Origin of the sequence: Streptomyces albus subsp. albus, from assembly GCF_000725885.1 — a bacterium.
Lineage (GTDB): Bacteria > Actinomycetota > Actinomycetes > Streptomycetales > Streptomycetaceae > Streptomyces > Streptomyces albus.
The window spans coordinates 34,131-49,391 of record NZ_JODR01000004.1; the positions used below are offsets into that span (position 1 = coordinate 34,131).

Annotated in this window: 13 protein-coding genes; 7 read left to right on the forward strand and 6 right to left on the reverse strand. The window is 75.1% G+C overall.

Annotation, left to right across the window (positions count from 1 at the left end):
- Positions 1-38: 38 nt before the first annotated feature.
- Genes IO40_RS0104915 through IO40_RS0104925 form a run of 3 tightly spaced genes read left to right on the forward strand, consistent with a single transcriptional unit; the run spans position 39 to position 3,519 of the window.
- Complete coding sequence (locus IO40_RS0104915; RefSeq protein WP_016468669.1) at positions 39-2,126, forward strand: CBM96 family carbohydrate-binding protein; 2,088 nt, start codon at positions 39-41, stop codon at positions 2,124-2,126.
- A complete protein-coding gene (locus tag IO40_RS0104920) occupies positions 2,123-2,626 on the forward strand; it encodes a hypothetical protein (RefSeq protein WP_016468670.1) in 504 nt (167 codons plus the stop codon). Before IO40_RS0104915 ends, IO40_RS0104920 begins: the two co-directional genes overlap by 4 nt.
- 20 nt (positions 2,627-2,646) lie before the next feature.
- Entirely contained in the window at positions 2,647-3,519 is an 873-nt protein-coding gene (locus tag IO40_RS0104925) for a glycosyltransferase family 2 protein (RefSeq protein WP_016468671.1), read from the forward strand.
- Here the strand turns inward: IO40_RS0104925 and IO40_RS0104930 are convergent.
- Complete coding sequence (locus tag IO40_RS0104930; RefSeq protein WP_016468672.1) at positions 3,452-4,672, reverse strand: glycosyltransferase; 1,221 nt, start codon at positions 4,670-4,672, stop codon at positions 3,452-3,454. The genes IO40_RS0104925 and IO40_RS0104930 overlap by 68 nt on opposite strands.
- A 159-nt stretch (positions 4,673-4,831) precedes the next feature.
- Here IO40_RS0104930 and IO40_RS0104935 point away from each other — a divergent pair, with 159 nt between their 5' ends.
- Positions 4,832-6,334: a hypothetical protein gene (locus tag IO40_RS0104935; RefSeq protein ID WP_016468673.1), complete on the forward strand. Its 1,503-nt coding sequence runs from the start codon at positions 4,832-4,834 to the stop codon at positions 6,332-6,334.
- On the opposite strand, the gene IO40_RS0104940 is transcribed toward IO40_RS0104935, so the two are convergent.
- From IO40_RS0104940 to IO40_RS0104950, 3 genes are read right to left on the reverse strand one after another with little or no spacing between them, the layout of a single operon-like run.
- The gene (locus tag IO40_RS0104940; RefSeq protein WP_234336593.1) at positions 6,279-7,649 is read right to left on the reverse strand and encodes an MATE family efflux transporter; all 1,371 of its coding nucleotides are present in this window, start codon (positions 7,647-7,649) and stop codon (positions 6,279-6,281) included. The two genes, IO40_RS0104935 and IO40_RS0104940, sit on opposite strands and share 56 nt — an antisense overlap.
- A 60-nt stretch (positions 7,650-7,709) precedes the next feature.
- Complete coding sequence (locus IO40_RS0104945) at positions 7,710-9,410, reverse strand: P-loop NTPase family protein (protein WP_030407574.1); 1,701 nt, start codon at positions 9,408-9,410, stop codon at positions 7,710-7,712.
- On the reverse strand, positions 9,407-10,774 hold the full coding sequence (locus tag IO40_RS0104950) for a glycosyltransferase (RefSeq protein WP_031174929.1): 1,368 nt from the start codon (positions 10,772-10,774) through the stop codon (positions 9,407-9,409). Before IO40_RS0104950 ends, IO40_RS0104945 begins: the two co-directional genes overlap by 4 nt.
- Positions 10,775-10,973: 199 nt before the next feature.
- On the opposite strand from IO40_RS0104950, the gene IO40_RS0104955 reads away from it, so the two are divergent.
- Positions 10,974-11,453, forward strand: a complete 480-nt coding sequence (locus tag IO40_RS0104955) for an FAD synthase family protein (protein WP_016468677.1) — start codon at positions 10,974-10,976, stop codon at positions 11,451-11,453.
- Here IO40_RS0104955 and IO40_RS0104960 read toward each other — a convergent pair.
- Positions 11,413-12,180, reverse strand: coding sequence for a CDP-alcohol phosphatidyltransferase family protein (locus IO40_RS0104960; protein ID WP_016468678.1), 768 nt, complete (start codon positions 12,178-12,180; stop codon positions 11,413-11,415). The genes IO40_RS0104955 and IO40_RS0104960 overlap by 41 nt on opposite strands.
- 106 nt (positions 12,181-12,286) lie before the next feature.
- On the opposite strand from IO40_RS0104960, the gene IO40_RS0104965 reads away from it, so the two are divergent.
- Positions 12,287-13,282, forward strand: a complete 996-nt coding sequence (locus IO40_RS0104965; protein WP_078659792.1) for an SCO2278 family lipoprotein — start codon at positions 12,287-12,289, stop codon at positions 13,280-13,282.
- 63 nt (positions 13,283-13,345) lie between these two features.
- Here IO40_RS0104965 and IO40_RS0104970 read toward each other — a convergent pair whose 3' ends face one another.
- A complete protein-coding gene (locus IO40_RS0104970) occupies positions 13,346-14,188 on the reverse strand; it encodes a bifunctional DNA primase/polymerase (protein WP_016468680.1) in 843 nt (280 codons plus the stop codon).
- A gap of 229 nt (positions 14,189-14,417) precedes the next feature.
- Between IO40_RS0104970 and IO40_RS0104975 the strand changes: the two genes are divergently transcribed.
- Positions 14,418-15,248, forward strand: a complete 831-nt coding sequence (locus IO40_RS0104975) for a glycerophosphodiester phosphodiesterase (RefSeq protein ID WP_016468681.1) — start codon at positions 14,418-14,420, stop codon at positions 15,246-15,248.
- The last annotated feature ends 13 nt before the right edge of the window (positions 15,249-15,261 follow it).

Consider the following 15,261-nt stretch of genomic DNA (forward strand, 5'->3'; position numbering starts at 1 on the left):
ACCGGGCACCACACGTACACGGCGATCGAGGACACAGGATGAGAAAACGCAGCACCCTCCGCAAGGCGGCGGTGGCCGCCACCGTGCTGGCGGTGGCCGCCGCCGGCTGGGGCGGGCCCGCCCTCACCGGACCCGCGGCCCACCGGGCGGAGGCCCTGACCCCGCCGGTGGCGATGACCGCGGACGACTTACCGACGTGGCAGACCAACGGCGTGGTCTGGGCGATGGCCCAGGCGAACGGCACCGTCTTCGCGGGCGGCACCTTCTCCGCGATCCGGCCGCCGGGAGCCGCCCCGGGCAGCGGCGAGCGCAAGGCGGTGAACTTCGCGGCGTTCGACGCGGCCACCGGCGAGCCCACCGACTGCCGCCTCGACTTCACGGTGGGCAGCGGCACGGCCACCGTGCGGGCGCTCGCGGTCTCCCCGGACGGCAAGACCCTGTACGCGGGCGGCAACTTCGCCGCCGTCAACGGCACCCACGCGAGCCGGGTCGCGGCGATCGACCTGGCCACCTGCAAGGCGAAGCCCGGCTTCAGCCTGACCGTCTCCTCGACCGTCCACGCGCTGGCCGCCACCGCCGACAAGGTCTACATGGGCGGCGACTTCACCTCCGTCGAGGGGGAGAAGCGCGGCAAGTTCGCCGCGGTCGGCACCGACGGGAAGCTGACGGGCTGGAAGGCGGACGCGGACAAGACGGGCCGCGCCGTCGAGGTGACCCCGGACGGGAAGAGCGTCGTGCTGGGCGGCGACTTCGAGAAGGTGCGCGGCGCCGATTCGCACGCGCTGGCCGTGGTGAACTCCTCCACGGGCGCGCTGCGCAAGAGCTACCCCGACCGGTTCGTGCCCCGCAACAGTGTGGTCAAGGGCCTGTACGTGGACGAGACCGGCATCTACACCGGCAACGAGGGCACCGGTGGCGGCGTCTTCGACGGCCGGATCGCCCTGAACCTGGGCACCTTCGAGCAGCGCTGGCGCGACACCTGTCTGGGCGCCACCCAGGACGTGACCGTCTACAAGGGGGTGCTCTACAGCAGCTCCCACGCCCACAACTGCGGCAGCATGGGCCAGTTCCCCGAACTGCGTGAGCGCCAGCACCTGCTGGCCGAGTCGGTGGACTCCCCCACCCCGCTGCTGTCGTGGTTCCCGGACACCGACGACGGGCCGCTCAGCGTGGAGCAGGTGGGGCCGCGCGCCATGGTCGTCTCCGCCAAGGGGGGCAAGGACTACATGTGGGTGGGCGGCGCGTTCACCCGGATCAGGAGCAACGGCAACAGGCCGCAGCAGGGCTTGGTGCGGTTCGCGGGCGGCCCCGACACCCGGCCGCCGACCGTGCCGGACGGGGTGAAGGCAGCCAACACCACCAAGGGGGTCCGCGTCAGCTGGCCGGCCAGTACCGACCTGGACGACCGCACCCTCACCTACCGGGTCTACCGCAACGGCGCCGCCGAGCCGGTGGGCACCGTACGGGCCAACTCCACGTTCTGGGACCGCCCCACCGTCAGCTTCACCGACACCACCGCCAAGCCCGGCACCGACTACTCCTACCGGGTCACCGCCTCCGACGCGGACGACGCCAACACCAGCGCCCGCTCCTCGGCGGCCACGGTGACCACACCGGGCACCCCGACGGAGACGACCATGGAACGGGAGGCGACCGCGGACGCGTACGTCAACGGCGCCTCCCTCAACACCACCTACGGCACCCATCAGCAGCTGGCCGTGCGCGGCTCCTCCCCCTACGAGAGCTATCTGCGCTTCGACGTGCCGGCCGCGCCGAAGGGCATGGTGCTGAAGGAGGCGGTACTGACCCTCACCACCAGCGGTGACGAGTACGCGCCCTCGGCCGACTCCGTGGAGGTCGTCCCGGTCACCGGCGCCTGGTCGGAGAAGGAGGTGACGTGGGCGAAGCGCCCGGCGCACGGCAGCACCCCGCTGGGCACCCTCAAGAGCGCTCCGCAGGCACGCACCGGCTACGACGTGCCGCTGCGCACCGCGACGGTGGGCGACGCGGCCGGCGGCGCCCTCGATCTGGCGCTCATCGGGTCCGGGAGCGACAGCCTGTGGCTGTGGGCCCGCGAGTCCGGGGGCACCGGCCCCAAGCTCACGCTGACCTACCGGAAGCCGTGAGCGCCCACCGGGCCCGGCGGGCCGCGGCGGCCGTCACCCTCGTCCTGGTGACGGCCGCCCTGGCCCTGACCGCCGGGTGCGCGGACGACGACGGCGCCGGGCACAGCGGCGGGCAGCGCTCCGGAGCCACCGCCTCCGCCGCTCCCGGGCAGCCGCCTGCGGACGGCAAGGACGGCAACGGCGAGGACCACTCGCGGGAACGGGGAGCGGACGACGAGGACGCGCCGAAGGTGCCGCGCTCCCGGCTGACTCCCGCGACCGGCTCCTTCACGGCGAAGGAGAAGGACTATCTCACCGGCCGCGTCCCCGAGGGGATGGAGCCCGCCGCCGTGCTGGAGGCGGGCGAGACGGCCTGCGCACGGATCAGTACGACGGCCGAGGTCAGCAGGAAGGACGCCATCAGCGCCCTCGCGGCCGGCGAGATCGACCAGGCCGAGCCCGCGATCGAGCACCTGTGTCCCCAGTTCGCGCCGCTGCTGAAGGCAGCGGGCCGGAAGTGAGCCCCGTGGAGAGAGCCGCCGTGGACGTACTGCCCGTCGTCGTGGTGATACCGACCAGGAACGAGGCCGAGAACATCGCACAGACCGTCCGGTCCGTCATCGGCCGCTTCGCACACGTCGTGGTCGTCGACTCGGACAGCACCGACGGCACCCGCGACCTCGCCAAGGCGGAGGGCGCCGAAGTGGTCCCCTACACCTGGGACGGCGCCTACCCCAAGAAGAAACAGTGGTGTCTGGAGCACGTCCACCCCGAGACCGACTGGGTGCTATTCCTCGACGGGGACGAGACACCCAGCCCGCAACTGCTCGCCGAGATCCGGCGCGTCTTCGACCCACCGCCCGGACACCGCATCCGCCCGGCCGCCTTCGACATCCCGCTCGGCTACTGGTTCGCGGGCCGCCGGCTGCGGCACGGCCACACCATCGTCAAACGGGTGCTGCTGGACCGCACCCGGTGCCGCTTCCCCGAGCCGGACGACCTGGCCGCCCCCGGCATGGGCGAACAGGAGGGCCACTACCAGCCGCTGGCCGACCCCGTCGTCCGGCTCACCGCACCCATCGAGCACCAGGACCTGGACCCGGTGCGCACCTGGTTCGAGCGGCACAACCGCTACTCCGACTGGGAGGCGTGGCTGGAGGAGCACCCCGCCGTACGGGAACAGATCCGGCAGGCCAAGACCCGGCAGGGCCGCCTCTTCCACCGCGCGCCGCTCAAACCGCTGGTGTCCTTCCTCTACGCCTACGGCCTCAGACGGGGGTTCCTCGACGGCCGCGCCGGGCTCGACTACGCGCTGGCGATGAGCTTCTACCGGTGGCAGATCGGGCTCAAGGCACGCGAGCTGGCCGCCGCCCGGACGGCTGCCGGGGCGGACGGCGGACGGGTGCGGCACTGACCCGCTCCCGTACCGCCGCGTACACACCCCGCAGCGTGCTCACCACCGCGTCCAGGGTGAAGCTGTCCCGCGCCAGCCGCCACGCCGCCTGCGAGGCGGCGGCGTTGGCGGCCGGGTCGAGCAGGTCCAGCACGGCCCGGCCCACGCGGCGCCCGTTGTCCGGGTCGCCGGGCGCGTTGTCCACCACCCGGCCGGCGCCCGCCGCCGCCACGTCCGGCGCCAGCCCGCTGGTGCGGGTCACCACCACCGGCAGGCCCACCGAGAGGGATTCGAGCACCGAGACGGAGAAGGCGTCCTGGATGGACGGCAGCACATACACGTCGGCGGAGCGCAGCCGCTCGATGACGTCCGCGTGGTCGAGCGCCCCCACGTACTCCAGTGCGTGTCCGACGCCCATCCGCCGCGCCAGCGCCAGCAGTTCGCCCACCAGTGCGCCGGTGTCCGGCCCGGCCAGCACGAAACGGGCGTCGGGGTGCCGCTCCAGCACCGTGGGCAGCGCGGCGACGAAGTCCTGGGGGCGTTTGCCCTCCTGCACCCGCGCGCAGTACAGCACCGTGGGCGGCCCGCCCTCCGGCCGGGCGGGCCGCATCGGCTGCGGGGTGACGCCGTTGACCAGCCGGTACGCCGGGCCCGTACGGTGCGGCGCCACCACCGCCGCGGTCAGCTCCCGCTCGGCCGGTGTCAGATGCAGCACCGCGTCGGCCCGGCGCAGCACCCGGCGCAGCCCGAGCACATCGACGGCCTGCGCCACCCGGTTGCGGGTCGGGTCGATCATGCCGTGTGTCTGGAGGACCAGCGGACGGCCCATGCGGGCTGCCATCATCGCCACGGGCAGCGTGACCAGATCACGCATCAGGTGGACGTGGACGACGTCCGCGGAGCGGACCAGACGGGGGGCCGCCGTGAGCAGTCCGGGCGAGGTGATGCCGCTGACCTCGAAGCGGGGCAGCACGTGGCGGGCCGCGAAGAGACGGGCGGGCACGCCCTCCACCCGGCGCGGCAGACCACCGGGAGGGAAGCCGTCCCCGAGGGCGACCAGGGCGGCCTGCTCCCCCTGGGCGCGCAGACCGCGGCACAGGTTGAGGGCCACCCGGGTGGGCCCGCCGAACTCGTGGGTGGGCGTGTGCAAGGTGACGACGTGCAGCGCCTTCATCGGTGTCCCCTCCCTGGCCGCTGGGGGAGACAGTAGTGGACATGCGCGCCTTTGCCCCGGCTTCGGCGGAAAACGGCGGAAGTGCTGCCCGTGCCCCGGCCGCGCGGGCGCCCCGCCGGCCCGGCCAGAGCGGGCGGACGCGACGCGGGGCCGGGGCTGATGGCGCTCGACGTGCGGGGCACGGCACCCCGCGCCGTGCTGTCCCGCGCGCTGGCCGTCCCCCTGGTGGCCGCGCTCGTCGCGGTGCTCCCCCTGGCCGTGGCCACGGAGCCCGGCCCTGGCCCGCGGGACGCCGCCTACTGGCTCCAGTTGGCGACGTGCGCCTACTCCGGCACCCGGCTCGCGGCGATGGTGCTGACGGCCCGCCGCCGGCTGATCCAGGGCGCGTTCTGGCTGTTCGTCTACATCGCCATGGGCATCGCCCCGCTGGCGCAGACGGTGCTGGAGGCCACGCCCACCCCGGTGGTCGGCCCCCGTTCGGACACGGTGCTCGCCTCGGCGCTGGTCCTGGCCGGCATCGTCGCCTTCGACGTGGGGGCGCTGCTGGCCCGGCACCGCCCGCCGCCGCGCAGCCGTATGCAGGAGCGGCACCGGCCGGCGGCGCGGGTCCACACCCGGCGGCTGTACGTGCTGTGCGCCTCGGCGGTGGCGGGCAGCGGTCTGCTGGTGGCGGAACTGGGCGGCCCGGCGATCTTCTTCACCAGCCGGCAGCAGATCAGCGAGACGCTGGGCGGCGGCCCGGGGGCCGAGGCGGCCTCGCAGGCGGGTGCGGCGTTCCTGCGGGGGTTCGGCACCGTGCCCGCCCTGCTGGCGCTGCTGTTCCTCACCCGCTGGCTGGTGGTCTCCCGCACAGCGCGGCGCCGGCCGGCGGTACCGCTGCTGTGGCTGGTGCTGCTCGGGGTGAACGTGGTGGTCAACAACCCCGTGTCCAACCCGCGTTACTGGTTCCTGACCGTGCTGTTCTCCCTGCTGTTCACCGCCTTCCCGCGCAGCCCGGTGATGTACCGCGCCGCGCTGGCGACAGGAGTAGCGGTCGCGCTGGTCGTCTTCCCCTTCGCGGACCGGTTCCGCTACGAGGAGGGCGCCCAGCGGCCGGCGCAGTCCACGGACTCGCTGCTGGAACCGCTGACGAGGAAGGACTACGACCAGGCGGGGATGCTCGCCAACACCGTCACGTTCGCCGAGTCCGGCGCGGGCCACAGCTTGGGGCGGCAACTGGCCGGCACCGCGCTGTTCTTCGTACCCCGCTCGGTGTGGACGGGAAAACCCGACGACCCGGGCACCCGGGTGGGCCGCTGGATGGGCATGCCCTACCCCAACCTGTCCTCACCCCTGTGGGCGGAACTGTGGCTCGACTTCGGCCCGCTCGGCATGGCGCTGGGCTTCGCCGCCGTCGGCTACGGCGCCGCACGCGCGGACCGGCGCTATGCGCGGCGCACCGCCGAGGAGGCCGCAGCCACGCCGCCGCCCGGGCAGCGTGCGGGCCCCGGCAGTGTGGTGGCGGTCGTGGTGCCGCTGGTGGCCGGGTACAGCTTCATCCTGCTGCGCGGCTCCCTGCTCCAGAGCATGGGGCGGGTGGCCGTCGCGGCGCTGTGCGTCCTGTTCGTCACGACGCTCCGGCCGGACCGCCGGCCCCCTCCGCGGGCGGTGCGGCAGCCGTAGCGGCCGGCCCCGCCGGTGCGGGAGCCGCGCCGGACCCCGTACGCAGCAGCCGGGCCGCCCGCAGCCAGCTCGCCGCGCCCTTGGCGGCCGACCCCGCGCACAGCCCCCAGGCGGCGCCGGGCACCCCGCCGAGCAGATAGCCGCCGAGCAGACAGCCGACGGACAGCAGGGAGAAGACCAGCTGGATGGGCAGCGTGGTGCGCGGGCGCAGCACCCGCAGTGCCAGCAGTCCGCAGGTGCCCAGCGCCATCGCCGCGTACTGGCTGCCGGTGGCGGGCAGCAGTCCGGCAGCCGCCGTCCAGGTGTCCCCCAGCAGTGCCCGGCCGTGGCGGGCGGGCAGCAGCGACAGCAGCGCCGTCCAGCAGCCGGCGACCGCCGCGAGGACGCCCCCGGCGGCGAAGGCGGCGCGGGCGGCACCGCGGCCGTCGCGGGCGCGGCCCAGCAGCGGCGGCCCGAATCCGGTGGCCGCGTTGAACAGGACGTTCATCGGCCCGTACAGGGTGCTCGCACCGCGCAGCGCGCCCACGGCCAGCGGGTCGGCGAGCAGGCCGAGCCCGATGACGGCCAGTTGGGTGCCGGCGTTCCCGACGCCGAACTCGACGGCGAACCGGCGCCCGAGGTGGCCGCGCCGCAGACAGCGCGCCGGGTTCTGGCCCGCGCCCCGGGTGAGCCGCGACAGCAGCAGGCAGGCCAGGGCCAGCGCCGGGACCGCCGAGAGGCCCCACACCTGCAGCAGCCGCGGCGCGCCGGCCCCGTGCGGCTGGGCGGCCAGCGCCGTCAGGGCCCCGGCCAGCCGCAGGAGGTCGGCCGTCAGGGCGTGGTGGGGGCGGTGCAGGGCGGCGAAGGCGTAGCGGGTGGTCTCGTGGGTGAGGACGAGCGGGAGCACCAGCGCGAGGGTGGCCAGCGCGGTGGCCGTGCCGCCACCGCCGGCCGCGCCCAGCACCGCGGCGGCGGGCAGGCCGAGCGCGGTGGCGGCCAGCGCGGTGAAGGCCACCGCGGACCGGCAGGCGCGGGCGACTTCCCGTACGGGCCCGTTCTCCAGGACGAGGGCCTGGCCGACGTAGGCGACGGTCAGGCCGAGGAGGACGGTGAAGACGGTGTAGACGAGGGAGAAGGTGGCGAAGGCGTGCACCGTGGCGTGGCGGGCCGCCACGACGAGCACGGTGATGTTGGTGAGCGCGGCGACACCCTGGTCCGTGACGGAGGCCAGCAGCGCGACGGTGCGGCCCGGCCGTCGCCCGGCCGTCGCCGCGCTCCCTGGGTCCGGCTCCCGCCCGGCGCCCGTCCGGGCGGGCCCGTCCCTTCCCTCCCCCATCGCCGGCTCGCCCTCAGCCGCCCGGGGGGAGCGGAACGGCGGCTGCCGGACGGGGGTGGCTCACCGGTCCATCACCCGCAGCCCGACGCCCTCCCTGACGTACTCGGGCGTGTGGGGGCCCGCGTAGCGGGGGCCGCGCGGGGGCGGGGTGCCGGCTGGCCGTGCACCCCGCCGGGGTTCGGAGCCGGCCCCCTCGGAGTGGAGGAGGGCGCCGAGCACGCAGCCGCCGGCGCCGGTGACCAGTTCTCTTATCCGGGCCAGGTCGTCGCGCCGCACCTCGCGCGGGTCGCAGACGATCAGCACGCAGTCCACCCGGTCGATGAGCGCGATGGCGTCCGCGTAGCCGAGCACTGCCGGGGCCAGCACGATGAGCACCGCGTCCCGGTCGTCGGCGTGCGCGATCAGCTGGGTGACGGCCGAGGAGGTCAGGGCGCGCGGCACCTTGCTGACGCGGTGGCCGGGGACCAGGTCGAAGACGCCGGACTCGCCCGCGTCGATGGGGATGCGGTACCCGGCGGGCCAGCCGATGGTGCCGTGGCCGGGGGCGCGGGCCCAGCCGGGCTGGACGCCGTCGGCCTGCTGGAGCCGCTCGGTGAGGGAGGGGGTGCGCAGATCGGCCTCCAGCAGCAGCACCTCCTTGCCCATCTCGGCGAACGACGCCGCCAGGTTGACGGAGGCGGCCAGCGCGGTGGCGATGCTGCCGCGCGGCGGCACGAGCAGGATGCGCCGGCGTTGGGCGAACGTCTCGTCGTAGGCGAGCCGGAAGGCCACGGAGCGGTACTCCTCGGCGAGCCGGCCCACGGCCAGCAGAGAGCGCCGGTCGGCACGGCCGTTGCCGTCCCGCCGGGCACGCCGGCCGTGCGGCAGGGTGCCGAGCACGGGGGCGTGCAGGGCGCGCACCACGTCGCCCGGCGAGCGCACGGCCGGGTCGAAGACGAGCCGCACCCAGGCGGCGAGCAGGCCCAGGCCGATGCCGACGGCGGCACCGAGACCGAGCAGCAGCGGCAGCCCGGGCCCGGACGGTGCGGCGGGCGGGGTGGCCTTCGTGACGACGCGGCCGGGCGTGGTGTCCTCGGCACGCAGGTCGCTGATGCTGCCGTTGAGCTCGGCGATCCGGGAGACGGCGGAGGAGTGGGCGGCCACGGTGCCGTCGAGTGCGCGGTCGTCACCGGAGGAGGAGGCGATCTGCGCGGCCAGCCGGTCACGCTCCTTCAGCAGGGGCGCCCGCTGCTTCTCGTAGGCGTCCACCATCGTCCTGACGCGGGTGGCGGCGTCCTCCTCGCGGTTGTCGAGGTACGCCTCGGCGTAGGCGTTGGCGGCCCGTGCGGCGGCGCCGGCACCGGGGGCGGTGCACGAGAAGCGCAGCATGCGGGTCTCGGGCGGGTTGGTGACCTGGAGGTCGCAGGGGATGCGGGAGCCGTCGGTGCGCAGGATGCGGGCCGCACGGTCGGCGACGACGCTGCTGAGTGCCGTACGCCGCTCCGAGCCCATGCTGACGTCGCCGGGTGCGCTCCGCTCGCCGCTGCCGTCGATCGGCAGGGGGCGCACGGTGATCTCGGTGGTCGCGTTGTAGGAGGCGCCGCCGCTGATGCCGAGCCAGCCGCCGCCCAGCAGGCCGAGGACGATGCCGAGAGCGATCAGCCAGCGGTAGCGCAGCAGCTGGCGGAACTGGTCGCGCAGCAGGTCGGGTTCGTCCCAGGCGGCGCCCGCCGCCTGCGCGTCCCGGCCGGTGCCGGCCGGCGGCACGCCGTGGGCGCTCATCCGGCACCGCCCGCCGGGCGGGCCGGTCCGCTCAGCGCGTGGCCCGGCGGCTGCCCGGCCCGGCCGAGGGTGCCGGCCGGGTGGCGGCGGCCGTTGCCGCGCCGGGGTGCGGGCGCCGGCGGCGGGAGGGTGAGGGCCTCGTCGAGCAGGCCCGTCAGCCGGGCGAGAGCTCTTCCGCGGCCCAGGTGGGTGGTGGCGTAGACGCGGCCGGCGGCACCGAGGGCGGCGGCCCGGTCGGGGTCGGCGGCCAGGGCGCGCAGCGCGGCGGCCAGCGCGGCCGGGTCCTCGGGCGGGACGAGGACACCGGCGGCCGAGCGGCGCAGTTCCCCGGCGGTGCCGCCGCCGTCCGCGACGGAGCCGACGACGGGGCGGCCCGCGGCGAAGTAGGAGGTCAGCTTGGAGGGGACGCTCATGTCCAGGACGGAGGCGCGCTGGGTGACGGCCAGCACGTCGGCGGCGGCCAGTACGTCGGGGAAGTCCCGCTCGGCGGCGAACGGCAGCAGTTGGGCGTTGGGCAGTGTGGCGGCCAGGGCGGCGAGGTGGGCGCGCTGGCTGCCGTCGCCCATCAGGACGATGCGTAACTCGGGGGCGAGACGGGCGGCTGCGAGCAGCACGTCGAGGCCCTGTTTGAGGCCCATGTTCCCGGAGTGCAGCACGACCTTCTCGTGCGGGCCCCAGCCGAGCCGGCGCCGGGTGGCGGCGCGGGAACGGGTGGGGCGGGCCGTGTGCGTCCAGTTGGGCACGCAGCGGATGCGGGAGGGCGGGACGCCCATGGCGGCGACCCGGTCGGTGAAGCTCTCGTGGATGACGCCGACGAGGGTGGCCGCCGCCAGCACCCGGCGCTCGACCGTGGCGGCCGGGGCGGCGGCCCGGCCGCCGCCCCGGATGCCGCTTTGGGCAGCCGCCGCGCCCACCAGGTCCTGGACGACGGGGACGAACGGGGCTGTTGCCGCGCGGGCGAAGCGGGCGGCGAGCGCTCCCCCGGCCAGGCTGGGCAGTTGGGCGACGACGGCGTGCGGCCGGCCCGGCAGCCGGGGCGGGGCCAGCAGCCCGTGGGCGAGGATGGACGCCTCGTACAGGGCCCGGCGCACGGCGGTCTGGCGGGGCGGGACCGTGTGTCTGCGGCGGTGCACCAGCACCCCGGCGCGGCGTTCGGTGGCGCGCCACACCCCGCGCCAGGCGGGGTCGGTACGCCAGGCGGGGTAGTGCGGCATACCGGCCAGGACGTGCACCTCCCAGCCGTCCCGCGCCGCCCAGTGCTCGGCGAGCTGCGCCGCGTAGGGGCCGATGCCGGCCTGTTCGGGCGCGTAGTTGGTCGACACCAGCAGCACCCGCCGCGCGGGCGCGGCAGAGCCGTGCACCATGGATCCCCCAGACGTCCGCCCCTCGTTACCCCCCGGCAGGGTAGCGCCTGCGGTACGTGATTTCCCCAACATGTCCCTGTTTCCGGCCTGTTGTGGTTGCATGCCTCGATGCGCGGCGGCCGGGGAGGGCCGCCCCCGCGCGCACCGTACGGCGTTCGCCGTACGTCCGACGGCAGCCGACGCCTTGGGGGGACCTCGCATGACGCACACCGTGGGCTATGCGCCCGGCGCCTACGACCTGTTCCACATCGGCCACCTCAACCTGCTGCGGCACGCCCGCGCCCGCTGCGACCACCTGGTGGCGGGCGTGGTCTCCGACGAGATGGCCGAGCGCGCCAAGGGCCACCCGCCGGTGATCCCGCTGGTGGAGCGGCTTCAGATCGTGCGCAGCATCCGCTTCGTGGACGCGGCGTTCGTCGAGACGGTGCCGGACAAGCTGGAGACCTGGCAGCAGGTCCGGTTCGACGTGCTGTTCAAGGGCGACGACTGGCGGGGTACGCCCAAGGGCGACAAGCTGGAGGCCGATTTCCGTACGGTCGGTGTGGAGGTCGTCTACTTGCCGTACACCGTGCACACCTCCAGCACGCAACTGCGGCGGGCCCTGGAGGCGCTCGGCGGGCCGGAGCCCTCCGGGCGGCTCAGCCCCGAGGGGCAGCGGACAGCTCCCGGAACCATCTGACGCCGAACGCCACGAGGAACAGCGCGGAGGCCGCGAACAGCACGGCGTAGCCGATCCGGAACAGCCCCGGGGCGCCCAGCAGCAGGAAGACGAGACAGAACACGCCGTGGTCGACGGGCAGCAGCGCCACGGCCCGCCAGGTGGAGGGCGCACCGGCCGGTCCGGGAGCGCGCCGGGGGCGCAGCTTGTCGGTCAGCAGCCCCGCGAAGAAGAGCAGCACCGCCACGAGCTGGAAGGCCAGCGGCAGCAACAGCCATGCCTCGGAGGGCAGATCACCGAACCGGTGGAAGGAGATCAGCACCGCGGAGTGCAGCGCCACGATCTTCGCGCAGTCCACCACATGGTCCAGCCACTCCCCCGCCGGGCTGCCGCCGCCGCGCAGCCGGGCGAGCTGGCCGTCCGCGCTGTCCAGCGCGAACCCGAGGGCCAGCGCCGCCCACACGGCCACCCCCAGCCCCCAGGACGGCCGCACCAGTGCCACCGCCGCCACCCCCGCGAAGGAGGACGCGGCGCTCAGCAGCGTCACCTGATCGGGGACCAGCCGGGCCCGGTGGGCCGCCGCGGCCAGCACCCGGCCCAGCGGCCGGTTGACGTACCGCGAGTACAACGACACCCCCCTGGGCGGCTTCTGCGCCGCGCGTAACGCGCCCAGCGCCGCCGTGAAGCCCGCGGGCCCGCCGGTGCGCGCCGCCACCCGTGTCCCGTCCCCGCCCGTCGACCGCGTCATACGCCCCCCTCGCTCTTCCGCCGCGCATACTGTGCCAGGCACCACGCGGCACGCCACAGGCCGCACGGTAGGGTGCGTTCGCCGACAGCACGGGGAGGGTGGACAGGTGAAGGGGACGAGGGTTCGCACGCCGCGGCGCACACCGCTGGCGGCTGCCGTGACGGCCGGGGCGCTGCTGGCCTCGCTCACGGGCTGCGTGACCGTGCACGGCGAGAGCGCCGTGGTCCCCGCGCTGGGCAAGGCGGAGGCGGCCAAGGTCCTGCGCACCTTCGTGGAGCGGAACAACCGCGCCAACACCGCCTACGACACGGCGCTCAACGCGCGGATCGAGACGGGCGCGCTGGGCGCCATCGACCAGGCGGGCCTCACCGCCCGCAAGAAGGTCCGCCCCCAGGGCAACCCCGACTACGTGCCGCTGAAGCTGACCGACACCCGCTATCTGATCCCCGAGCAGGCGGGCTGGCCGAAGTTCTTCGTCACCGACTCCCGGAGCAACCGCAAGGGGCAGGGCCGCTGGCTGTTCGTCTTCCAGCGCGACCGGGCCGACGGCCCGTGGAAGGCCGCGTACCTGTCGGTCGTGGACCCGGACGCGATGCCCGAGTTCGCCCGGGATGCGGAAGGGCACGTCAAGGCCGTGCCGGTGGGCGGCGCCTCGGGCCTTACGGTCGCGCCGGACCAGCTCAGCCGGCGCTACACCCGCTATCTCCAGGAGGGCGCGGGCGACGACTTCGCCACCGGCCCGCACACCAGCGTGCAGCGCAAGCAGCGGCTGAAGGAGATGAAGCGCACCAGCGTGCGCAACGAGTTCGCGGACCAGGCGGTCCGGTCGCCGCAGTTCGCCCCGTTCGGGCTGCGCACCAAGGACGGCGGCGCGCTGGTCTTCTTCGCCTCCCGGCACCACCACAAGCAGACGCTGCCGCGCGGCTACCGGCCGCAGATCAAGAACCCGCTGGTGAAGGCGTTGATGTCGGGGACGCCGAAGCAGTCGGTCACCTTCGTGCGGATGTCGGAGCAGGCGGTGACGGTGCCGGCGCGGAAGTCCCACGGCAAGGTGGACTTCCTCAGCCGTATCGAGGGCCTGACCACGGCCCGCGGCAGCTGACCGGCCTCCCCGCTCCCCGCGGTCCGGCCCCGTCCCCGAGGCGCCCGGGGGGACGGCACAAGATCAGCGCACGGGCCAGGGGCTGGGGTCCTCCAGACCCTCGACCGTCACCGCGTACTCGGCGCAGGCATCCGTGAGGGTCTCCAGCAGGGTGAGGGGCTCGGGCAGGGCGTCGCCGGGCTGCGGGGGGCGGAGCCAGCGCACGCCCTCCTCGTCGTCGGGCAGACGCGAGGGCGGAAGCAGCACGTAGCTGCCCCGGCAGTGCCAGCGCAGCCCCGGATGCTCCTCCATCGTCTCGGGGTGGCTGTCCAGCTCGCAGGGCCACCACTCGTCCTCGTCCTCGGGGCGGCCCCGGGTCTTGGTGAAGAAGAGCATCCGGTCCTCACCCAGCAGCGCGACCGGCCCGAGCACCGGTTCGGCACCCGGTTCGGCGGCGGCCTCGCGCTCCTCCAGCCGGGCCAGCGCCGCGTAGCCCGCCTCGGCGGGGACGTCCAGCACATCGTGGGCGCGGCCGGTCGCGGTGATGAAGTTGGCCTGCGGTTCGGCGCGCAGCCAGCGTTCGATCTGGGCGCGGTCGGTGGTGGCCTGGGTCTGCCAGGCGAAGGAGACGGGGTGCCGGCCGGGCGTGGGACAGCCGATCCGGACACAGGAACAGCCGTATCCGGAGGGGTGGGCGGCGGGGGCCAGCGGGAATCCGGCCTCGGCGGCGGTGAGCAGGAGCGTTTCGCGTCGGGCGGCTGCCTCGTCGGCTCCGGCGGCGGCCTGGGCGCCCCGCCCTCCCCAGCGGCGCCCTCTGCCGGACCCGGACGAGCCGGACCGGGCGCGGGACCGGGCACCGGGCCGCTCGGACTCGTCCTGGGCGGCCCGGCGGCGCAACCACTGGGCGATCCTGCTCTCGCGTTCCATCTACCGCCTCACTCCGCGACCGAGACTGCCGGGGCGAACCATGGTGCTCCGAGGGTACGCAGCGCTACGGCACGCTGCGGTGGAATCCACGGATCACGGATGATTCCCCTCTATCCTGCGCTCTCCCGCCGACGATCGGGTACGCGGGGTGGCGCGCGTCACCCGGGAGAGCCACCCGGGCGGGTGGCGTGACCGGCGGATCGTCCGGGTCGCAACTAGCTTGGGGCCCATGGTCGCAAAGGTGCATTTCGCCCCTGTGGTCCCGTTCGTCTCTCTGCTGCTGGTGACGACGGGCCCGGCCCCGGCCGGCGCCGCCGAGCGGGCCCCGGACGCGGACCGGCTGACCGGCGTCACGGTCACCGCCCACCGGGGCGGGGCCGCGGAGGTGCCGGAGAACAGCATGCAGGGCCTGGCCGCCACCCACCGGCGCGGCTACGCACGCGTCCTGGACGCCGATGTGCGGCGACTGCGGGACGGCACGCTGGTGGCCATGCACGACGCGACCCTGGACCGCACCACCGACCACCGCGGCCGGGTGGGCGCCCTGGACTGGGCGGCGTGGCAGCGGGTCCGGCTCACCCCCTCCCCCGGACTGCCGGGCCGCTGGCGCCCCGAACGTCCCCCCTCGGTCCGCGAGATCCTGGACCGCTTCGGCGGGCGCAGCCTGCTGATGCTTGAGCTGAAGGACCCGGCGGGGCTGCCCCGGCTCGCCCGGCTGATCCGCAACCGCCAGCTCAGCCGCTCGGTCCTGGTGGAGTCGAACGACCCGCGCGTGGCCGAGCGGGCGCACGGACTGGGCCTGCTGACGGCGGTGTGGCGCTCCGCGGCCCAGCTCGCCCACGACCGCCCGGCCCGCTGGCAGCGGTACGTGACGATGCTCAGCGTGGACCACCGGACGAAGGCCCGGCACGTCCGCCGGGCGGTCCGGTCGGGCATCACCTACGTGTGGTCGCACACCGTCAACAGCCGGGCGGCCCGCGACCGGATGCTCCGCCTCGGCTGCGAGGGCTTCGTCACGGACAAACCGGGCGGCCTGGCCCTCACCGGCAGCCGCGGTTAGCGACCGCGGTCGG